We start from the raw sequence: 19,030 nt of genomic DNA, 5'->3' as shown, positions 1-19,030 counted from the left end.
GAACCGATAATGGCTAAGACTGGAACGAAGGTTCGTAAGAAGATCAAGAAGAATGTGGCCGAAGGCATCGCCCACATTCACGCGAGCTTCAACAATACGATCATCACCATCACCGACCGTCAGGGCAATGCGCTGTCGTGGGCGACCTCCGGCGGCGCCGGCTTCAAGGGCTCGCGCAAGAGCACGCCGTTCGCTGCCCAGGTGGCTGCCGAGGCTGCCGGCAAGGTGGCGCAGGAGTGCGGCATCAAGAACCTGGAAGTGCGCATCAAGGGCCCCGGTCCTGGCCGCGAGTCTTCCGTGCGCGCGCTGAACGCGCTGGGGATCAAGATTTCCAGCATCACGGACATCACCCCCATCCCGCACAACGGCTGCCGTCCGCCGAAAAAGCGCCGTATCTGACAAGGAGTTGATAAGTGGCTCGTAATCTCGATCCCAAGTGCCGTCAGTGCCGTCGCGAAGGCGAAAAGCTGTTCCTGAAGGCTGAAAAGTGTTTCACCGACAAGTGCGCCATCGAGCGCCGCGCCTATGCGCCTGGCCAGCACGGCCAGCGCTCGGGCCAGCGTCTGTCGGGTTATGGCGTGCAACTGCGCGAAAAGCAGAAGATCCGCCGCCTGTACGGTGTGCTCGAACGCCAGTTCCGCAAGGTCTATGCCGAGGCGGACCGCCGCCGCGGCCAGACCGGCGAGAACCTGCTGCAACTGCTCGAAGGCCGTCTGGACTCCGTCGCCTATCGCATGGGCTTCGGCGGTTCGCGTGCCGAAGCTCGCCAGGTCGTCCGCCACAATGGCGTGCTGGTCAATGGCAAGCGCGTCAATATTCCGTCGTATGTCGTGCGTCCGGGCGACGTGGTCGAGCTGAGCGAACGTGCTCGCGCCCACCTCCGCGTCAAGGCCGCGCTGGAAGCCGCCTCGTCGCGTGGCTTCCCCGAGTGGCTGGAAGTGGATGTCAAGGCCGGCAAGGGTGTCTTCAAGGCCTACCCGGCGCGCGCCGAACTGCCCCCCACGATCAACGAAGGCCTGGTGGTGGAACTGTACTCCCGCTGATCGGGAGGCTGATCCTCTTCTAGTTCCGAGGGAATGCTGATGCAAAGCAATGCACTGCTGAAACCACGCATCATCGACGTCCAGAGCAGCTCGCCGGTCCAGGCGCGCGTGACGATGGAGCCGTTCGAGCGTGGCTTCGGCCATACGCTGGGGAATGCGCTGCGGCGCATCCTCCTGTCGTCGCTGCCCGGTCATGCAGCGACCGAAGTGTCGATCGAAGGCGTGCTCCATGAGTACTCCACGCTCGACGGCGTGCGCGAGGACATGGTCGACCTTCTGCTGAACCTGAAAGGCGTCGTGTTCAAGCTGCACAACCGCAGCGAGGTCACGCTCCGCTTGGCGAAGTCGGGTGAAGGCGTGGTGCGGGCAGGTGACATCGAAGTCGGTCACGACGTCGAGATCATCAACCCCGATCACGTCATCGCCCATATCGCGCCGGGCGGCAAGCTCGACATGCAGATCAAGGTCGAGGAAGGCCGTGGCTACGTGCCGGGCAACGTTCGTCCGGTCAACGCTGAGAGCAAGACGATCGGCCGTATCGTGCTGGACGCTTCGTTCGGGCCGGTGCGCCGCGTCAGCTACCTGGTCGAGAGCGCCCGCGTCGAACAGCGCACCGACCTGGACCGCCTGGTGGTCGATATCGAGACTAATGGCGCGGTCGACCCCGAGCAGGCCATCCGCTACGCCGCCCGCGTGCTGATGGACCAGCTGTCGGTGTTCGCCGAACTCGAAGGGACGCCGGTGTCGGCGCCGATCGAGAAGCAGATGACGATCGATCCGGTGCTGCTGCGCCCGGTCGATGATCTCGAGTTGACCGTGCGCTCGGCCAACTGCCTGAAGGCCGAGAACATCTACTACATCGGCGACCTGATCCAGCGGACCGAAACCGAGCTGCTGAAGACCCCGAACCTGGGCCGCAAGTCGCTGAACGAAATCAAGGAAGTATTGGCCTCCCGCGGCCTGACCCTTGGCATGAAACTGGAAAACTGGCCGCCGGCCGGGCTTGAAAAGCTCGGTTGAGACGCCGGGCAAGTGAGGAATTGAAATGCGTCACCGCAATGGTCTTCGCAAGTTGAATCGTACCAGCAGCCACCGCCAGGCGATGTTCCGCAACATGGCCAACTCGCTGCTGCGCCACGAAGTGATCAAGACGACCCTGCCGAAGGCGAAGGAACTGCGCCGCGTCGTCGAGCCGATGATCACGCTGGGCAAGAAGCCCAATCTGTCCAACCGCCGTCTGGCTTTCAATCGCCTGCGCGACCGCGAGATGGTCGTCAAGCTGTTCGACGAGCTGGGTCCGCGCTACGCTACCCGCAACGGTGGCTACCTGCGCATCCTGAAGTGCGGCTTCCGTGACGGCGACAATGCGCCGATGGCTTTCGTCGAGCTGCTCGACCGCCCAGAGGGCGAAGCCGTGGAAGTCGACGAGGCAGCCTGATCGGGCTGGCTTCGGTGAAAAAAGCCGGGCTCTGCCCGGTTTTTTTTCGTCCAGCTCCGCTACCTGGAGGAAGCGATTCATGAGCGTGACCCTGGTGACAGGTGGGGCCGGCTACATCGGCTCTCACACCTGCGTCGAACTGTTGTCCGCGGGGGGCGATGTCGTCGTCCTGGATGATCTGTCGAATGCTTCTCCCGAAGCGGTGCGCCGGATCGAGGCGCTGGCGGGGCGCCCGCTTCGCGCCTTCATCCAGGGCGACGTGCGGGACGCCGCGCTGCTCGAGACGGTGTTCGGTACCCATCCGGTCGAAGCCGTCATCCATTTCGCCGCCAAGAAGGCGGTCGGCGAATCCGTCGAGCAGCCGCTGGCCTACTACGACAACAACCTGCTCGGCCTGATGCGCCTGCTGCAGGCGATGGACGCCGCGGCGTGCCGGCGGATCGTGTTCAGTTCGTCGGCGACCGTCTACGGCGATCCGGCCAGCGTGCCGATCGACGAGAGCTTTCCGACGATGGCGACCAACCCCTACGGCTGGACCAAGCTGATGGGCGAGCAGATCCTGCGCGATCTCGCCGTGTCCGATCCGCGCTGGAACATCGTGCTGCTGCGCTATTTCAACCCGGTGGGGGCGCATGCGAGCGGACGCATCGGCGAGGATCCGGATGGGCTGCCCAACAATCTGATGCCCTACGTCAGCCAGGTGGCGGTCGGCCGCCTCCAGCGCCTCAGGGTCTTCGGCAACGATTATCCGACACCGGACGGAACCGGCGTGCGCGACTACATCCACGTCGTCGATCTGGCGCTCGGCCACCTGAAGGCGCTGGAGCGCATCGAGGCGCTGCCCGGGGTGACGACGCTGAACCTCGGCACCGGGCGCGGCTACAGCGTGCTGGAGATGGTGCGGGCTTTCGAGCAGGCCTCGGGGCGCGCAGTGCCATTCGACATCGTCGATCGGCGCCCCGGCGACGTCGCCGCCTGCTGGGCTGATCCAAACCGCGCGGCGGAGGTGCTGGGTTGGCGGGCCGAGCGTGATCTCGCGGCGATGTGTGAAGATGCCTGGCGCTGGCAGAGCAGCAACCCGCAGGGTTATCGGAGCTGAGGCGGACGCCCCCGCTGAAGCCGCTTCCTACGGATCGTTTCAGCGTGCCGCTGCGGCAAGCGCCTTCTGCAGGTAGCGTCCGGTGTGGCTGGCGGGGTTCGCCGCCACGGTTTCCGGGCTGCCGCAGGCCACCACCGTGCCGCCACCGGCGCCGCCTTCGGGGCCCATGTCCACGATCCAGTCGGCAGTCTTGATGACGTCGAGGTTGTGCTCGATGATCACGATCGTGTTGCCCTGGTCGCGCAGGCGGTGCAGCACTTTCAGCAGCAGCTCGATGTCCTGGAAATGGAGGCCGGTCGTCGGCTCGTCGAGGATGTACAGGGTGCGGCCGGTGTCCCGCTTCGACAGTTCCAGGGCCAGTTTCACCCGCTGGGCCTCGCCGCCGGACAGCGTCGTCGCGCTCTGGCCCAGGCGGATGTAGCCCAGGCCGACGTCCATCAGCGTCTCGAGCTTGCGCGCGACGGCCGGCACCGGCGCGAAGAAGGCCAGCGCCTGTTCGACCGTCATTTCCAGCACTTCCTGGATGCTGCGGCCCTTGTAGCGGATTTCGAGCGTCTCGCGGTTGTAGCGCTTGCCGTGGCAGATGTCGCAAGGCACGTACATGTCGGGCAGGAAGTGCATCTCGACCTTGACCAGGCCGTCGCCCTGGCAGGCCTCGCAACGCCCGCCGCGGACGTTGAAGGAGAAGCGGCCCGGGCCGTAGCCGCGTGCGCGCGCTTCGGGGACGCCGGCGAAGAGTTCGCGGATCGGCGTCAGCATGCCGGTGTAGGTCGCGGGGTTCGAGCGCGGCGTGCGCCCGATCGGCGACTGGTCGACGTTGATGACCTTGTCGAAGGCGTCCAGGCCCTCGATCGCGTCATGGGGCGCGGGTTCGGTGGCCGACTTGTAGAGGTGGCGGCTGGCCGCGGCAGCGAGCGTGTCGTTGATCAGGGTGGATTTGCCCGAACCGGACAGGCCGGTGACGCAGGTCAGCAGGCCGAGCGGCAGGGCGACGTCCACATTCTTCAGGTTGTTGCCGCGGGCGCCGGCGATGCGCAGCATGCGTGTTTCGTCGGGGGGTGTGCGGCGGCCGGGGACGGCGATCGCGCGCCGGCCCGACAGGTAGTCGCCGGTCACCGAGGCCGGGTCGGCGATGACTTCGGCCGGCGTGCCGTGGGCGACGATGCGGCCGCCGTGCTCGCCGGCACCGGGGCCCATGTCCACCAGGTAGTCCGCATGGCGGATCGCGTCTTCGTCGTGCTCGACGACGATCACCGTGTTGCCGAGGTCGCGCAACTGGCCGAGCGTGGCCAGCAGGCGGTCGTTGTCGCGCTGGTGCAGGCCGATCGAAGGTTCGTCGAGCACGTAGAGCACACCGGTCAGGCCAGAGCCGATCTGGCTCGCCAGGCGGATGCGCTGGGCCTCGCCGCCGGACAGGGTGTCGGCCGAGCGGTCCAGCGACAGGTAGTCGAGGCCGACGTTGATCAGGAAGCTCAGGCGGCCGGCGATTTCCTTGACGATCTTGTCGGCGACCTGTCCGCGCGCGCCTTCGAGCTTGAGGCCGGCGAAGAAGTCGCGGCACTCGCCCAGCGGCAGGTGGCCGATCTCGTGCAGTGCCCGTCCGCCGATCAGCACGTGGCGCGCTTCGCTGCGCAGCCGGCTGCCCTTGCAGCTCGGGCAGGGCTGGGTGGCGCGGTACTTGGTCAGCTCCTCGCGCACGGCGATCGAATCGGTTTCCCTGAAACGCCGTTCGAGGTTGGGGATGATGCCTTCGAAGGGGTGCTCCTTCAGCACCATGCGGCCGTTGTCCGCCATGTAGCGGAAAGCGATCTTTTCCTTGCCCGAGCCGTGCAGGACGATGTCGCGCATTTTCGCCGGCAGCGTTTCGTAGGCGGCCTCGGCGTCGAAGCCGTAGTGTTCGGCCAGGCTCGTCAGCATCTGGAAATAGAACTGGTTGCGCCTGTCCCAGCCGCGGATGGCGCCGGCGGCCAGCGACAGCTCCGGGTGGGCGACGACGCGCGCCGGATCGAAGAACTCGACCTGGCCCAGGCCGTCGCATTTCGGGCAGGCGCCAGCCGGATTGTTGAAGGAAAACAGCCGGGGCTCGAGTTCGGCCAGCGCGAAGCTGCACACCGGGCAGGCGAAGCGGGCGGAGAACAGGTGTTCCCGGCCGCCATCCATCTCCACCGCGATCGCGCGGCCGTCGGCATGGGTCAGCGCGGTCTCGAAGGATTCCGCCAGCCGGCCGCGCAGGTCGTCGCGGATCTTCAGGCGGTCGATCACCACTTCGACGTCGTGCCGCCGGCCCTTTTCCAGCGGAGGCATCGCGTCCAGCTCCATGACTTCGCCGTCCACGCGCACGCGCACGAAACCCTGGGCGCGCAGGTCGGCGAACAGGTCGGCCTGCTCGCCCTTCCTGCCGGCGACGACGGGAGCCAGGATCATCAGCCGCGTCTCGGCGGGCAGCGCCAGTACGTGGTCCACCATCTGCGCCACGCTCTGCGCCGCCAGTGCGTGCTCGGGATGGTCGGGGCAGTGAGGGGTGCCGGCGCGGGCGTACAGCAGGCGCAGGTAGTCGTGGATCTCGGTGACGGTGCCGACCGTGGAGCGCGGGTTGTGGCTGGTGGCTTTCTGCTCGATCGAGATCGCTGGCGACAGCCCCTCGATCAGGTCCACGTCGGGCTTTTCCATCAGTTGCAGGAACTGGCGGGCGTAGGCCGACAGCGATTCGACGTAGCGGCGCTGGCCTTCGGCGTACAGCGTGTCGAAAGCCAGCGAGGACTTGCCCGATCCCGACAGCCCGGTGATCACCGTCAGCCGGTTGCGCGGCAGATCGATGTTGATGTTCTTCAGGTTATGGGTCCTGGCACCGCGGATGCGGATTTCGTCCATGGTTGCACGGCTTGCGGTAGGGAACCCGAAACTATAAGAGAGAACGCCGGCGCGAGCCAATCCGGAACGGCCGGGAAGAGGCGGTGCGATGCTAGAATTCATCGCTTTATCGAAGCCCATCTTCCCGCATGTCCGCACCGCACGATCCGATGACTTCCGCCGAACGCCGGGCTGGCATGAGCCTGGCGGCGATCTTTGCATTGCGCATGCTGGGCTTGTTCCTGATCCTGCCGGTGTTCGCGGTCTACGCCGAAGGCATCCCCGGGGGCGACGACCTGACCCTGGTCGGCCTGGCGATCGGCGCCTACGGCCTGACCCAGGCCTGCCTGCAGATCGCCTATGGCGCGGCCTCCGATCGCTTCGGCCGCAAGCCGGTGATCGTCTTCGGCCTGCTGCTGTTCGTCGCTGGCAGCGCGGTCGCGGCGCTCGCGGCCGACATCCACATGATCATCGCCGGCCGCGTGCTGCAGGGTGCGGGTGCCATCTCGGCGGCGGTCACCGCGCTGGCGGCCGACCTGACGCGCGACCAGCACCGGACCAAGGTCATGGCGATGATCGGTTCGTCCATCGGGCTGGTGTTCGCCTTGTCGATGGTGGCGGCACCGCTGCTGTATGCGGCGATCGGCATGAGCGGCATCTTCTGGCTGACCGCGGCGCTGGCCTGTGCGGCGATCGCCGTCGTGCTGTGGGTGGTGCCGGCCGCGCCGCCGGTGCCGCGCGCCAACGGCGGCCGCTTCATCGACGTGCTGCGCGACGGCCAGTTGATGCGCTTGAATTTCGGCGTCTTTGCGCTGCACCTCATCCAGACCACGATGTGGGTCATGGTGCCGGTGGGGCTGGTCGCCGCAGGGCTGCCGATGCCCGAACACTGGAAAGTCTATCTGCCCGCGGTGCTGCTGTCCTTCGTCGTCATGGTGCCCGCGGTGATCGTCGCCGAGCGGCGCAACCTGATGAAGCCGGTGTTCAATGCCGCGATATGCTTGCTGGCCCTGGTGCAGTTCGGCCTGTGGCTGTTCGGCGACGGCCTGCTGCCGCTGGCCTTGCTGCTGACCCTGTTCTTCGTTTCCTTCAACGTGCTGGAGGCGACGCAGCCGTCCTGGATTTCGCGCATCGCGCCCGCACATTCGAAGGGAACGGCGCTGGGCGTCTACAACACCCTGCAGTCGGTCGGCCTGTTCCTGGGGGGGCTGCTCGGCGGCTGGCTCGGGCAACGTTTCGGGGCCGGCGCGGTCAGTCTGGTCTGTGGCGCGCTGGCGCTTCTCTGGCTGCTGCTGGCATCGAGCATGACCCCACCTCCGGTACGTGCGGTGCCGGCGCCCGAAAGCACCTGAACCAGGGCATGAATCACCGCACGGCATTCATTTGAAAGGAGAACGGGATGGCATCCCTGAACAAAGTGATTCTCATCGGCAATCTCGGCCGCGATCCCGAGACGCGCTACGCGCCCAGCGGCGACGCGATCTGCAACCTGACGCTGGCGACCACCGAAGTCTGGAAGGACCGGACCAGCGGCGAACGCCGCGAGGCCACCGAGTGGCACCGCGTGGTGTTCTTCGGCCGCGTTGCCGAAGTCGCCGCCCAGTACCTGCGCAAGGGCAGCCAGATCTACGTCGAAGGCCGCCTGCAGACGCGCAAGTGGCAGGACCAGAACGGCCAGGATCGCTACACCACCGAAATCCGCGGCGACGAGATGAAGATGCTCGGCCGGCGCGAAGGCGGCGACGCGCCGATGCGTGCGCCGGACAGCGGCTACGACGCGCCGGCGCCGGCATCGCGTCCGGCACCGGCGGCCGCGCCGCGCCCGCAGTCACAGGCTCCGGCGGCGTCCTCGTCCGGCTTCGGCGACTTCGACGATGACATCCCGTTCTGAAGGCGGGGGCAGGCGCTTCTTGCGGCGTGACTTGCGTCCGGGTTGCGGCTGCGGATCACCGCTAACATGAGATCGGGCGTTCGACCCGAAGAAGCAACGAGAGGAGGGGACTTCCATGAACGAGCTCATCAGCTATCCGGATGGCATCCGTGCGCTGGAGTCCGGCTACGGCCGGCCGCAATTGGCGGCGATTCACATCGTGGTCGACGAGGGGCGTGCCGCGATCGTCGATACCGGCAGCAATGATTCCGTGCCCCGCGTGCTGAGCGCGCTGGCGATGCTCGGCATCGAGCCCGGCAACGTGGAATGGGTGATGCTGACCCACATCCATCTGGACCATGCGGGCGGGGCGGGCAGCCTGATGTGCGCATTGCCCAAGGCCCGCCTGCTGGTGCATCCGCGCGGCCTGCGCCACATGATCGACCCCTCGAAGCTGTGGGAAGGCACTGCCGCCGTCTATGGCGCCGAGCGCGCCTACCAGCTCTATGGCCGGCTGGTGCCGGTTCCGCCCGAGCGCATCGTGCCGGCGACCGACGGGCTGGAGCTGCGCATGGGCAAGCGCTTGTTCCGCGTGTTCGACACGCCGGGGCATGCCCGCCACCATATTTGCATCTGGGACGACAGCGCGCATGCCTTCTTCACCGGCGACACCTTCGGCCTGTCCTACCGCGAACTCGACGTCGATGGCCGGGTCTTCGTGCTGCCGACCACCACGCCGACGCAGTTCGACCCGGAGGCGATGCACGAGTCGATCGACCGCATGCTGTCCATGCAGCCGCAGGCGATGTACCTGACCCACTACGGCCGCGTGACCGACGTGCCGCGGCTCGGCGCCGACCTCCACCGCCTGATCGACGCCATGGTCGCGGTGGCTCGGGCGGCGCGGGGCGACGAGGTGGCGCGCCACGTCGAGATCCTCGCCGGTCTGGAGCAGGTCATCCGCGAGGAAGCTGGGCGCCAGGGCTGGGCGCTGGACGAGGAGCAGACGCTGGAACTGCTGCGCATGGACCTCGAGCTCAACGCGCAAGGCCTGGGCATCTGGCTCGACAGCCAGCGCGTGGCCGAGCCGCAGCCGGCCTGACGGAAGGACGATGGACGCGAGCCGGGTGGATGGCGGCGGGGCCGACGAGGGGGTGGAGGACGTGGACCGCGCCCGCCGCTTCGGCGGCATCGACCGCCTTTACGGCAGGGGGGCCGCGGATGCGCTGGCGGCCGCCCATGCCTGCGTGATCGGCATCGGCGGTGTCGGCTCTTGGGCCGTCGAGGCGCTGGCGCGCAGCGGCGTGGGCAGGTTGACGCTGATCGACCTCGACCACGTCGCCGAGTCCAACATCAACCGCCAGGCCCATGCGCTCGATGCCACGCTCGGGCAGGCGAAAGTGCAGGCGATGGCGGATCGCATCGCCGCCTTCAGTCCGCAATGCCGGGTCGACACGGTCGAGGATTTCCTCACGCCGGAAAATGCCGCAAGCCTGCTGCAGGGTTTCGACGTCGTCATCGACGCCATCGACAACGTGCGGGCCAAGGTGGCGATCGCCGCGCTCTGCCGGACGCGGCAGATGCCGCTGGTGATGGCGGGTGGCGCGGGCGGCAAGCTCGATCCGGCGCAGATCGGCATCGACGATCTGGCCCGTACGCTGCAGGATCCGCTGCTGTCCAAGGTGCGTGCCCGCCTGCGCAAGGAGCACGGCTTTCCGCGCGACCCGAAAAAGAAGTTCGGCATCGAGGCGGTGTTTTCCACCGAAGCACTGCGCCATCCGCCCGCGCCGGCCTGCGAGGCAGAGGGGGGGCAGAGCCGCGGGCCGCAGGGCCTGGCCTGCGCCGGCTACGGTTCGAGCATGGCGATGACCGCCAGCGTCGGACTGTTCTGTGCTTCGCGTGCGCTGCTTCACCTGCTGAGCGCCGGCCGGACACGTGCGGCGGGTGCAGCGGAACGGGCCGAAGCCATGATCGGAGCAGGGGCATGAGCGACGTGGCGGTGATCCTGTTCGGCCACGGCGCGCGCGATCCCGGATGGGCCGGGCCGATGAAGCGGATCCGCGAGCACATGCTGGCCCAGCCCGGCGCGCCGCGCGTGGAGCTGGCCTTTCTCGAGTTCATGCAGCCGACCCTGGCCGACGCCATCGCTGCGCTGGCCGGAGCCGGGATGCGGCGCATTGCCATCGTGCCGGTCTTCCTGGCCCAGAACGGGCATCTGAAGCGCGACCTTCCCGTGCTGCTCGATGCGGCACGCGCCGCACACCCGGAGTGCGAGATCACGCTCGCCGTCGCTGCGGGCGAAGCCGAAGGCGTGATCGCGGCGATGGCCGAATACGCCCGCAGCTGCGCGGCCTGAAGGCGTGCCGGCGCGGGTCGGGACCGTCACCGGAGTGTGACCTGATACACGTCCGGCATGGGTGCCGGCGCTGCCTGGCGCAGCCGCAGGGCTAGAATCGGGCGATCCGCACCGTCAGCCTTGGACATCTATCGACATGAAGGACATTCCGCCCCATCAGAACCGGCGCCTCGACCGGCGCCTGCCGCTCGGCTGCCCGGCTTTCATCGCCCTGCGCAGCGGTCAGCGTATCGAGGCGGTGTGCATCGAGATCGGCGTCGGCGGCATGACCCTGCATGCTGCCTACGTGCCGGAGCAGAACGAAGTCCTCGACGTCGCGGTGCTCGGGCCTCAGGGTTCGCCCGTATCCGGTCGCCCGCCGCTGGTCGGCAAGCTCGAAGTCACGCGCTGCAATGCGCTGGGTGACGGCCGCTACGAGATCGGCGGCCGCATGATGCGCGTGGTCGACTGACGCGCAATGGCCGCCGGGCTGCCCGGCGGGCCTGGCTCAGCGCGGGCCTTCCCGGCGCAGCAGCATCCACAGCGCGAACACCGCCGTCGCCGCAAAGCTCAGCAGCGACCAGTTGGCGATCGACAGGCCGAGGAAAGTCCAATCCACCGCTGCGCAGTCGCCCGCACCGCGGAAGATCATCGGCAACGCTTCGCCGAGCGGGAAGCTCTCCAGCATGAACTCCAGCCCCGGGCCGCATTCGGGAATCGCGGGGGGATTGAGCTGCATCCAGGTCTGGCGTGCGGCGATGCCGCCGCCGACCAGTGCCCCCAGGCCGATCAGCGCGGCATAGATCCGGCTACCCGTGCGGGCTGGCCCATGGAGGCCGCCGACCAGGGCGATCAAGGCCACGGCGAGGAAGACGTAGCGCTGCATCACGCACATCGGGCAGGGTTCGAGGCCTTTCACATGCTGCAGGTAGAGGCCGAAGCCGAGCAGGCCGATGGCGGTGGCGAACAGGGCGAGGTAAAGCGTGCGCGCCGGCAGGCGCAGCAGGATCTGGAACAGGGACATCTCGATCTGGTGTTGCTGGGCGGGCGCCCATTGTATAGGGGATGTTCCCTCGGAGTGCGGCGGACGGCTTCAGGTTCCCAGCGCCGCCTGCAGCATGTCGAGGAAGGCCCGCGTCTTGGCCGGCATCAGCCGGCGGCCGGGAAACACCGCCCAGGCGGTGTTGGCAGGCAGGCACCAGTCCGCCATCACGCGGCGGAGCTCACCCTGGCGCACATAGGGTGCAGCGAAATAATCGGGTACTGCGGCGATGCCGGCGCCGGCGCGGGCAAAGCGGATCAGCAACTCGGGTGAATTGGCCGTGATGCTGCCGGGCGGCGTGCCCTGCCAGCGGGCATCGTCCCGCATCAGTGTCCAGCCGAGTGCTTCGCCGCTGCGCGTCAGCAGACGCAGCGCGCGGTGCGTGTTCAGCGCCTCGGGATGCCCGGGTTCGCCGTGCTCGGCGAGATAGCCGGGCGAGGCATACAGCCCGCTGGGAAAGACCGCCAGGCGGCGTGCGGCGAGGAGGGCATCGTCGGGCAGTTCGCCCATGCGGATGGCGACGTCGAAGCTCTCGCCCAGCAGGTCCACCCGGCGCGGCGACAGATCCAGCTCCAGCGACACCGCCGGATGCATCGCGGTGAAGGCCGACAGCATGTCGACCAGCAGCAGGTTGGCGAAATCGCTCGGCATCGACACCCGCAGGCGGCCGCTGGGCCTGGCCCGGCGGCTTTCGGCCAATGCCTTCACCGCCTCGATCTCGTCGACCATCTGCCGCGCATGCTCCAGCAGCGCCGTGCCGAACTCGGTCAGCGTCAGCCGCCGCGTAGTGCGCAGCATCAGCCGCTCGCCCAACTGCTCTTCCAGTTGCGAGATGCGGCGCGAAACCGTGGACTTGGGCAGGCCGAGCCGGTCGGCTGCGGCGGTGAAGCTGCCGCTTTCGGCCACGCGGGCAAAGATCAGCAGATCGTTGGGGTTGTACTGTTCCATGAAAAGGACAATGTTGTTCGTTTCCAGGGATTAATGAAGATCGGAGACATGATTAAACTCCGATCGTCGTCTTCGAACAAGGCTGCGACCTCGAACACCATGGTCCCGGCATCGCCTTGGACGGATTCCGGACAGAAGCCAGCCGCATCCCGACCCCACGGAGAACATACTATGAACATTCTGCAGATCAACGGCAGCGCCCGCAGCGAAGGCGCGAACTCCACCCGCGTCGCCAACGGCATCGTTGCCCGCCTGCTGGCGGCCGACCCCCAGGCCCGTGTCGTGTTGCGCGACCTGGCGCGCGATCCCGCGCCGATCATCGACGAAGCTGCGCTCGGCGCGCTGTTTTCCCCGCTCGAGCAGCGCACGCCGGAGCAGGCTGCCCGCGTCGCCGCAAGCGATGCGCTGATCGCCGAAGTGCAGGCCGCCGACGTCATCGTGCTTGGCGTGCCGATGTACAACTTCGGCATTCCGTCCCAGCTCAAGAACTGGATCGACGCCATTGCCCGCGCCGGCGTGACCTTCCGCTACACCGAGAACGGCCCCGAAGGGCTGCTGAAGGGCAAGAAGGTGTTCGTCGCCTTCGCCCGCGGCGGCCGCTACCGCGGTACGCCGGCCGACACGCAGACGCCGTACCTGCAGACCGTGCTCGGTTTCGTCGGCCTCACCGATGTCCGCTTCGTCTATGCCGAAGGCCTGAACATGGGCGAAGAAGCCGCGCAGCAGGGTTTTGCCCAGGCCGAAGCCGACATGGATGCCGTGCTGGGCTGAGCGCCTGCTGACCGGCGGGCATGCCCGCCGGTCAGCTTCGCCTCGTTTCGTGCCATTTCGTTCCGTTTCGCCCTGTCTTCATCCGCCCCACGTTCCTCGTGCCTTTCTGCAGGAGTACCGCCATGACCGTCCGTGCCGCCGAAACCGTTCTCCGTCCGCGCAGCGTCGAGCGCCTGGTCGCCGGCCAGGCCACATCCGACGGTGCCGGCGTCAAGCTCACCCGCGTGCTGACCCAGCCGCTGCAGCGCCGGCTCGACCCCTTCCTGATGCTGGATGCCTTCGGCAGCGACGAGGCCGACGACTACATCGCCGGTTTTCCCGACCATCCGCACCGCGGCTTCGAGACCATCACCTACATGATCGCCGGCCGCATGCGGCATCGCGACAGCGCCGGCCATGAGGGTCTGCTGGAAAACGGCGGCGTGCAATGGATGACGGCAGGCCGCGGCGTGATCCATTCCGAGATTCCGCAGCAGCAGGAAGGCCGGATGGAAGGCTTTCAGCTGTGGCTGAACCTGCCGGCGCGAGACAAGCTGTGCACGCCCTGGTATCGCGATTTCACCGGCGGCGAACTGCCGCGCTTCAACACCGATGCCGGTGTGCAGGTGACGGTGATCGCGGGCGAAAGCCATGGTGTGGCTGGCGCGGTGACGCGCGAGGCGACTGCGCCGTTGTATCTCGACCTGCAACTGCCGGCCGGTGCGCCCTTCAGCCAGGCACTGCCCGAAGGGCACAACGCTTTCCTGCATGTCTATCGCGGGGAGCTGGCAGTCGCCGGCACGTCGGTGCCCGCCGGGCGCATGGCCATCCTGACCAATGACGCGGGCAGCGACGGTGTCGTCATCGAGGCGGCCGGCCTGGGAACGCGTGTGCTACTGATTGCCGGCCGTCCGTTGGGCGAACCGATCGCGCAGTACGGGCCGTTCGTCATGAACAGCGAGCAGGAGATCTACCAGGCGCTGGCCGACTACCGTGCCGGCACGCTGGCCGGCGCCTGAAGCCGGCTGTGTCCGGGCCGGCAATGCGCTTTCCCGCCGAGGGAGGGGAGGAGGGCCGGCTTCAGCCGGCGAGCGCCTTCAGCGCCGCCACCTGGGCGCTGATCGGCGCGGGAATCGGCATCTCGCCGGCCAGCATGGCGCGGATCTGCGCAGCGTTGTCCGCCACCGACGGCGCATCCGGCAGAGTGCCGAGCGGCGGCGCACCGCCTTCCTCGCCCGCCACGCCGATCGACGCGATGCCGTCCCGGTAGACCTTCATTTCCGGGCAGCGCCGCGGGTTGGCGTGGATTTCGCCTTCGGTGCCGCGCAGCAGCATGGCGCGGCCGCTCGGGCTGGTATCGGCGCGGAGGAAAGCGTCCATGCGCTCGAGATATTCGGGGTGGGTGACGGCGACCACCCGCACGCTGCGGCCTCGGCAGGGGTCGAGCAGCTTGGCGACGATGTGGCCGCTGGCACGCACGCCCATGCGCGTGCGCAGCGCCAGCAGCGGGTCGAGGCCGGGCAGCAGCCTGTCGGCGCCGATACAGGCCAGGCGATCGGCCGCCAATTGCCGCGATGCATCTTCGGCATCGGCGGCGGGCTGCAGGCCGAGGGCAGCGAGCAGCTCGAAAGGACTCACCCGGGTGTCGAAATCGTGCCGGCCCTGGATCAGCACCGGCACGCCTTCGCGCGCCAGCAGCATCGCCACCAGCGGCATCAGATTGGACTGGCGGCGGGCGCCGTTGTAGGTGGGCAGCACCACGCAGCGCGGGCCGTCGGGTACCGTCAGCTGCACCGTCCGCGCATCCATCGCCTGCTTGAAGCCGATCAGTTCCTCGAGCGATTCGCTCTTGATGCGGAAGGCGATCAGGATGGCGCCGAGCTCGATGTCCGCTACCTTGCCGTCGAGGATGTCGCCGAACAGGCTTGCCGCCGTGGCAGTGTCGAGTGAACGCGCGCCCTTGGCGCCTCGTCCGATTTCCTTGATGATTGGGCCGTAGTTCATGGCGGCGATTATGGGCATGTTTGCAACCGCTCACCAGCCCGCCCTGTGCCCCAACCCCGAATACGGAGCGAATACGGAATGGAAGTCGGATTCATCGGACTCGGCCTCATGGGCCGGCCCATGGCATTGAACCTGATCAAGGCCGGCCACACGGTGCATGTCTGGAGCAGAAGGCGCGAATCGATGCAGCCGCTGCTCGACGCTGGCGCGAATGACGCCGCCAGTGCGGCCGAAGTCGCCCGCAGTGCGGCGATCACGATCAGCATCGTCGCCGATGCTCCCGATGTCGAGCAGGTCACGCTCGGCACCGATGGCGTGGCCGACGGCGCTTCTGCCGGCCACATCCACATCGACATGAGCACGATCGCGCCGGCGGCGGCGCAGTCGATCGCGGCCCGCCTGGCCGAGCGCGGCGTGAGCATGATCGACGCGCCGGTGTCCGGCGGCGAAGTCGGCGCCATCGCCGCCACGCTGACGATCATGGCCGGCGGCGACGCGGCGGCGTTCGAACGCGCGCTGCCGCTGTTCCTGGCCATGGGCAAGTCCGTCACCCGCATCGGTGACAGCGGGGCGGGCCAGGTCGCCAAGGCCTGCAACCAGATCCTGACCGGCGTCGGCGTGGCGGCGGTGGCCGAGGCGCTGAACTTCGCCAGCAAGAGCGGCGTCGACGCCGCCAGGGTGCGCGAGGCGCTGCTCGGCGGTTTCGCCTATTCGCGGGTGCTCGAGAATCACGGCCAGCGCATGCTCGAGCGCAACTTCAAGCCGGGCTTCAAGGCCTGGATGCACCAGAAGGACATGCGCATCGTCATGGAAGAGGCACACCGCCTCGGCCTGGCGCTGCCGTCGTCGGCGGCGACGGCGCAGATGTTCAATGCGATGGTCGGCAGCGGCCTGGGCGAAGACGACTCGGTGGCGATGCTGAAGCTGCTCGAAGGCATGAGCGGCGGCAGCGGCAAGTGAGGGGGCGGACATGAAAGTCGGTTTCGTCGGACTGGGGGTGATGGGCGAGCCGATGGCGCGCCATCTGCGTACGGCGGGGCATGATCTGGCGGTGTGGGCGCGCCGGCCGGAGTCGGCGGCAGCACTGGCAGCCGAAGGCGTGCCGGTGTGCGCCACGCCTGCCGAGCTGGCGGCGCGCAGCGAAGCGGTGATCACCATCGTTACCGCCAGCGCGGACGTGGATGCGCTGGCTTTCGGCGAGCAGGGCCTTGCCGCCGGCTTCGCGCCCGGCGCCGTCCACGTCGACATGAGCACGATCGCGCCGGCGATGGCGCGTTCGCTGGCCGAGCGCTACGCCGCGCGTGGCATCGGCTTCGTCGATGCACCGGTGTCCGGCGGCGGCCAGGGCGCGCGCGAGGCGACGCTGGCGATCATGGCCGGCGCCGACGAGGCCGTGCTGGCGCGCGTGCGGCCGCTGCTCGAGGTGGTGGGCAAGCGCATCGTGCACATCGGCCCGCCGGGAGCCGGCCAGGTGGCCAAGGCCTGCAACCAGATGATCATGGTCTCCGCCATCCAGGCCTGCGCCGAGGCCGTCAGCCTGGCCAATGCGCACGGCGTGGACGCGGCGGCGGTGCGCAGCGCGCTGATGGGCGGGTCGGCGGCATCGCGCGTGCTGGAGGTGATGGGGGCGAAGATGGTCGAGCGCGACTTCGCCGCGGGCGTCGAGGCACGGCTGCACCACAAGGACTTCGCGCTGCTGATGGACGAGGCGGCCCGGCTCGGTGCGCCGCTGCCGGTCGCCGCTCAGGTCTGGCAGCAGCTCAATGCACTGATGCGGGCGGGCTGGGGGAGGGACGACACCGCCAGCCTGTTGCGGCTGCTGGAAAGCTCGGATCGCTAGGCCAGCTTCGCGCAGAAGCCGCTCCGGGGACGGTAGGCTCAGCCGCGCGGCTTGCCGTACCAGCGGAAGCGCTCGATGATTTCCGCCATTTCCTCGGCGGACAGCAGCACCGGCGGGCCGAGCTGCAGCGTGCGCCAGTACTGCTCGCACAGGGTTTCGAACTCGATCGCCAGTGCCAGCGCGTGCTGCAGGTCGCGGCCGAACACCACCATGCCGTGGTTCGCCAGCAGGCAGGCGCTGCGCCCGTGCAGGGCGGCGATGGCGGCATCCGACAGCGCCTGGGTGCCGAAGGTGGCGTAGCGCGCGCAGCGCACGGTGCTGCCGCCGAAGCGCGCGATCATGTAGTGGAAAGGCGGGATGTCGATGCGCTGGCAGGCGAGCGCGGTGGCAAAGGGCGCATGGGCGTGCAGGATCGCGCCGGCATCGGGAAAGGCGGCGTAGATGTCGCGGTGCAGCTGCCATTCGGACGAAGGAGCGAACAGGCCGTGCCAGTTGCCGTCGGTGCCGACGACGGCCATGTCTTCCGGCCGGCTGCGTTCGGCAGGCAGCCCGCTCGGCGTGATCAGCATGCAGGCCGGCGACGGCAGGCGCACGCTGGCATTGCCCGCGGTGCCGACGTTCAGGTGTGCGGCGCCCATCGCGCGCATGGTGTCGAGCAGGGCGGCGCGCAGTTCCGGGCTGGCATCGGCGTCCGGCGGGGTCGGCTGTGCGGCAGCTTCGGCACTCATCGTGCGGCCTCGGGGTAGAGGCCGGCGAGTTGACCGGGGGCGGCGATGCCGCGCTCGGTGATGATCGCAGTGATCAGCGATGCCGGCGTGATGTCGAATGCGGGGTTTGCAGCATGGGTGCCGGGCGCAGCCTGGCGCAGTGCGGCGAGGCCGCCGCTGGCGTCGATGCCGCGCAGCATGCAGAGCTCTGCCGCTCCACGGTCTTCGATCGGAATGGACGGCCCGTCGGCGCAGCCGAAGTCCAGCGTCGAATGCGGCGCGGCGATGTAGAAGGGCACGCCGCTGGCCTGTGCGGCGAGCGCCTTCAGCCAGGTGCCGACCTTGTTGGCGGTGTCGCCATTGGCGGCGATGCGGTCGGCGCCGGTGATCACCAGGTCGATTTCGCCGCGCATCAGCAGCAGGCCGGCGGCGTTGTCGGCGATCAGCGTGTGCGGCACGCCGGCGGCAGCCAGTTCCCAGGCAGTCAGCAGACCCTGGTTGCGCGGCCGGGTTTCGCTGACGAAGACTTCCACGGCAATGCCTGCGGCCTGCGCGGCATAGACCGGCGCCAGCGCGGTGCCGGCGCCGCAGGTCGCGAGCCAGCCGGCGTTGCAATGGGTCATCAGCCGCACCGGGCCGGGGCGGCGGGCGGCGATCGTTTCGATGAGCTTCAGGCCGTGGCGGCCGATGGCGTCGCAGGTCGCGGCGTCGTCGGCGCGGATCGCTTCGGCTTCGGCCCAGGCAGCGGCCAGGCGGTCGGCGGCGGGCAGCGGCCGCAGCAGCGTCGCCATGCGCGCCAGCGCCCAGTGCAGGTTGACCGCAGTCGGCCGGGTGGCGGCCAGCGCCTGCAGGGCATGCTCGAGCGCCGCGTCGCTGCTGTCGTGCAACAGCGCGAGGGCGACGCCATGGGCGGCGGTGGCGCCGATCAGCGGTGCGCCGCGCACCTGCATGTCGCGGATGGCGCGGGCGGCGTCGGCCAGCGTGGCGAGGCGCAGGGTTTCGCTGCGGAAGGGCAGCGCCGTCTGGTCGAGGATGAGGACCGCGTCGCCGTCGCGGCGCAGCGTGGGGATGGGTTGTTCGAACATTCAGGGATCCTGTCTGCGC

21 protein-coding genes are annotated in these 19,030 nt (G+C 68.3%); 15 read left to right on the top strand and 6 right to left on the bottom strand.

Annotation, left to right across the window (positions count from 1 at the left end):
- Positions 1 to 9: 9 nt before the first annotated feature.
- The 5 genes from rpsK (at position 10) to galE (ending at position 3,580) form a co-directional block, all read left to right on the top strand.
- Entirely contained in the window at positions 10 to 399 is a 390-nt protein-coding gene (gene rpsK / locus ACNQFN_RS18395) for a 30S ribosomal protein S11 (RefSeq protein ID WP_068638411.1), read from the top strand.
- Positions 400 to 413: 14 nt separating this feature from the next.
- The gene (rpsD, locus tag ACNQFN_RS18390; protein ID WP_068638412.1) at positions 414 to 1,043 is read left to right on the top strand and encodes a 30S ribosomal protein S4; all 630 of its coding nucleotides are present in this window, start codon (positions 414 to 416) and stop codon (positions 1,041 to 1,043) included.
- 33 nt (positions 1,044 to 1,076) lie between these two features.
- Positions 1,077 to 2,063, top strand: a complete 987-nt coding sequence (locus tag ACNQFN_RS18385) for a DNA-directed RNA polymerase subunit alpha (RefSeq protein WP_245650961.1) — start codon at positions 1,077 to 1,079, stop codon at positions 2,061 to 2,063.
- 25 nt (positions 2,064 to 2,088) lie between these two features.
- A complete protein-coding gene (rplQ, locus tag ACNQFN_RS18380) occupies positions 2,089 to 2,481 on the top strand; it encodes a 50S ribosomal protein L17 (protein WP_068638413.1) in 393 nt (130 codons plus the stop codon).
- A gap of 79 nt (positions 2,482 to 2,560) precedes the next feature.
- Positions 2,561 to 3,580: a UDP-glucose 4-epimerase GalE gene (gene galE / locus ACNQFN_RS18375; protein WP_068638414.1), complete on the top strand. Its 1,020-nt coding sequence runs from the start codon at positions 2,561 to 2,563 to the stop codon at positions 3,578 to 3,580.
- Between the two features lie 39 nt (positions 3,581 to 3,619).
- Here galE and uvrA read toward each other — a convergent pair whose 3' ends face one another.
- Complete coding sequence (gene uvrA / locus ACNQFN_RS18370) at positions 3,620 to 6,451, bottom strand: excinuclease ABC subunit UvrA (RefSeq protein WP_418647213.1); 2,832 nt, start codon at positions 6,449 to 6,451, stop codon at positions 3,620 to 3,622.
- A 128-nt stretch (positions 6,452 to 6,579) separates the two neighbouring features.
- Between uvrA and ACNQFN_RS18365 the strand changes: the two genes are divergently transcribed.
- From ACNQFN_RS18365 to ACNQFN_RS18340, 6 genes are all read left to right on the top strand, one after another.
- Positions 6,580 to 7,782: an MFS transporter gene (locus tag ACNQFN_RS18365; protein WP_245650962.1), complete on the top strand. Its 1,203-nt coding sequence runs from the start codon at positions 6,580 to 6,582 to the stop codon at positions 7,780 to 7,782.
- 47 nt (positions 7,783 to 7,829) lie between these two features.
- Positions 7,830 to 8,321, top strand: a complete 492-nt coding sequence (ssb, locus tag ACNQFN_RS18360) for a single-stranded DNA-binding protein (protein WP_068638416.1) — start codon at positions 7,830 to 7,832, stop codon at positions 8,319 to 8,321.
- 115 nt (positions 8,322 to 8,436) lie between these two features.
- The gene (locus tag ACNQFN_RS18355; protein ID WP_418647212.1) at positions 8,437 to 9,402 is read left to right on the top strand and encodes an MBL fold metallo-hydrolase; all 966 of its coding nucleotides are present in this window, start codon (positions 8,437 to 8,439) and stop codon (positions 9,400 to 9,402) included.
- Positions 9,403 to 9,412: 10 nt separating this feature from the next.
- Positions 9,413 to 10,288, top strand: coding sequence for a tRNA threonylcarbamoyladenosine dehydratase (locus ACNQFN_RS18350; protein ID WP_068638420.1), 876 nt, complete (start codon positions 9,413 to 9,415; stop codon positions 10,286 to 10,288).
- Positions 10,285 to 10,656 carry a sirohydrochlorin chelatase gene (locus tag ACNQFN_RS18345; protein ID WP_068638422.1) on the top strand — a complete coding sequence of 124 codons (372 nt, stop codon included), beginning with the start codon at positions 10,285 to 10,287 and terminating at the stop codon, positions 10,654 to 10,656. The genes ACNQFN_RS18350 and ACNQFN_RS18345 overlap by 4 nt, the downstream gene beginning before the upstream one ends.
- Positions 10,657 to 10,792: 136 nt before the next feature.
- Positions 10,793 to 11,107: a PilZ domain-containing protein gene (locus tag ACNQFN_RS18340; protein WP_418647211.1), complete on the top strand. Its 315-nt coding sequence runs from the start codon at positions 10,793 to 10,795 to the stop codon at positions 11,105 to 11,107.
- 36 nt (positions 11,108 to 11,143) lie between these two features.
- On the opposite strand, the gene ACNQFN_RS18335 is transcribed toward ACNQFN_RS18340, so the two are convergent.
- Complete coding sequence (locus ACNQFN_RS18335; RefSeq protein WP_068638425.1) at positions 11,144 to 11,659, bottom strand: disulfide bond formation protein B; 516 nt, start codon at positions 11,657 to 11,659, stop codon at positions 11,144 to 11,146.
- 69 nt (positions 11,660 to 11,728) lie between these two features.
- Positions 11,729 to 12,625, bottom strand: coding sequence for a LysR family transcriptional regulator (locus ACNQFN_RS18330; protein ID WP_068638427.1), 897 nt, complete (start codon positions 12,623 to 12,625; stop codon positions 11,729 to 11,731).
- 171 nt (positions 12,626 to 12,796) lie between these two features.
- Between ACNQFN_RS18330 and ACNQFN_RS18325 the strand changes: the two genes are divergently transcribed.
- Entirely contained in the window at positions 12,797 to 13,396 is a 600-nt protein-coding gene (locus ACNQFN_RS18325; protein WP_418647210.1) for an FMN-dependent NADH-azoreductase, read from the top strand.
- Positions 13,397 to 13,518: 122 nt separating this feature from the next.
- The gene (locus tag ACNQFN_RS18320) at positions 13,519 to 14,394 is read left to right on the top strand and encodes a pirin family protein (RefSeq protein WP_418647209.1); all 876 of its coding nucleotides are present in this window, start codon (positions 13,519 to 13,521) and stop codon (positions 14,392 to 14,394) included.
- Positions 14,395 to 14,455: 61 nt separating this feature from the next.
- Here ACNQFN_RS18320 and ybiB read toward each other — a convergent pair whose 3' ends face one another.
- Positions 14,456 to 15,379 carry a DNA-binding protein YbiB gene (gene ybiB, locus ACNQFN_RS18315; protein WP_418647208.1) on the bottom strand — a complete coding sequence of 308 codons (924 nt, stop codon included), beginning with the start codon at positions 15,377 to 15,379 and terminating at the stop codon, positions 14,456 to 14,458.
- Between the two features lie 78 nt (positions 15,380 to 15,457).
- Between ybiB and ACNQFN_RS18310 the strand changes: the two genes are divergently transcribed.
- Positions 15,458 to 16,339, top strand: coding sequence for an NAD(P)-dependent oxidoreductase (locus tag ACNQFN_RS18310; RefSeq protein ID WP_418647207.1), 882 nt, complete (start codon positions 15,458 to 15,460; stop codon positions 16,337 to 16,339).
- 10 nt (positions 16,340 to 16,349) lie between these two features.
- Positions 16,350 to 17,219: an NAD(P)-dependent oxidoreductase gene (locus ACNQFN_RS18305; RefSeq protein WP_418647206.1), complete on the top strand. Its 870-nt coding sequence runs from the start codon at positions 16,350 to 16,352 to the stop codon at positions 17,217 to 17,219.
- Between the two features lie 38 nt (positions 17,220 to 17,257).
- On the opposite strand, the gene ACNQFN_RS18300 is transcribed toward ACNQFN_RS18305, so the two are convergent.
- A complete protein-coding gene (locus ACNQFN_RS18300) occupies positions 17,258 to 17,947 on the bottom strand; it encodes a class II aldolase/adducin family protein (RefSeq protein WP_418647205.1) in 690 nt (229 codons plus the stop codon).
- Positions 17,944 to 19,011, bottom strand: a complete 1,068-nt coding sequence (gene mtnA, locus ACNQFN_RS18295) for an S-methyl-5-thioribose-1-phosphate isomerase (protein WP_418647204.1) — start codon at positions 19,009 to 19,011, stop codon at positions 17,944 to 17,946. The genes ACNQFN_RS18300 and mtnA overlap by 4 nt, the downstream gene beginning before the upstream one ends.
- Positions 19,012 to 19,030 lie beyond the last annotated feature (19 nt).

Source organism: Thauera butanivorans, assembly GCF_048398245.1.
GTDB classification, from domain to species: domain Bacteria; phylum Pseudomonadota; class Gammaproteobacteria; order Burkholderiales; family Rhodocyclaceae; genus Thauera; species Thauera butanivorans.
The sequence above is the reverse complement of the archived record's forward strand: the minus strand, read 5'-3'. Positions and strand labels throughout refer to the sequence as shown.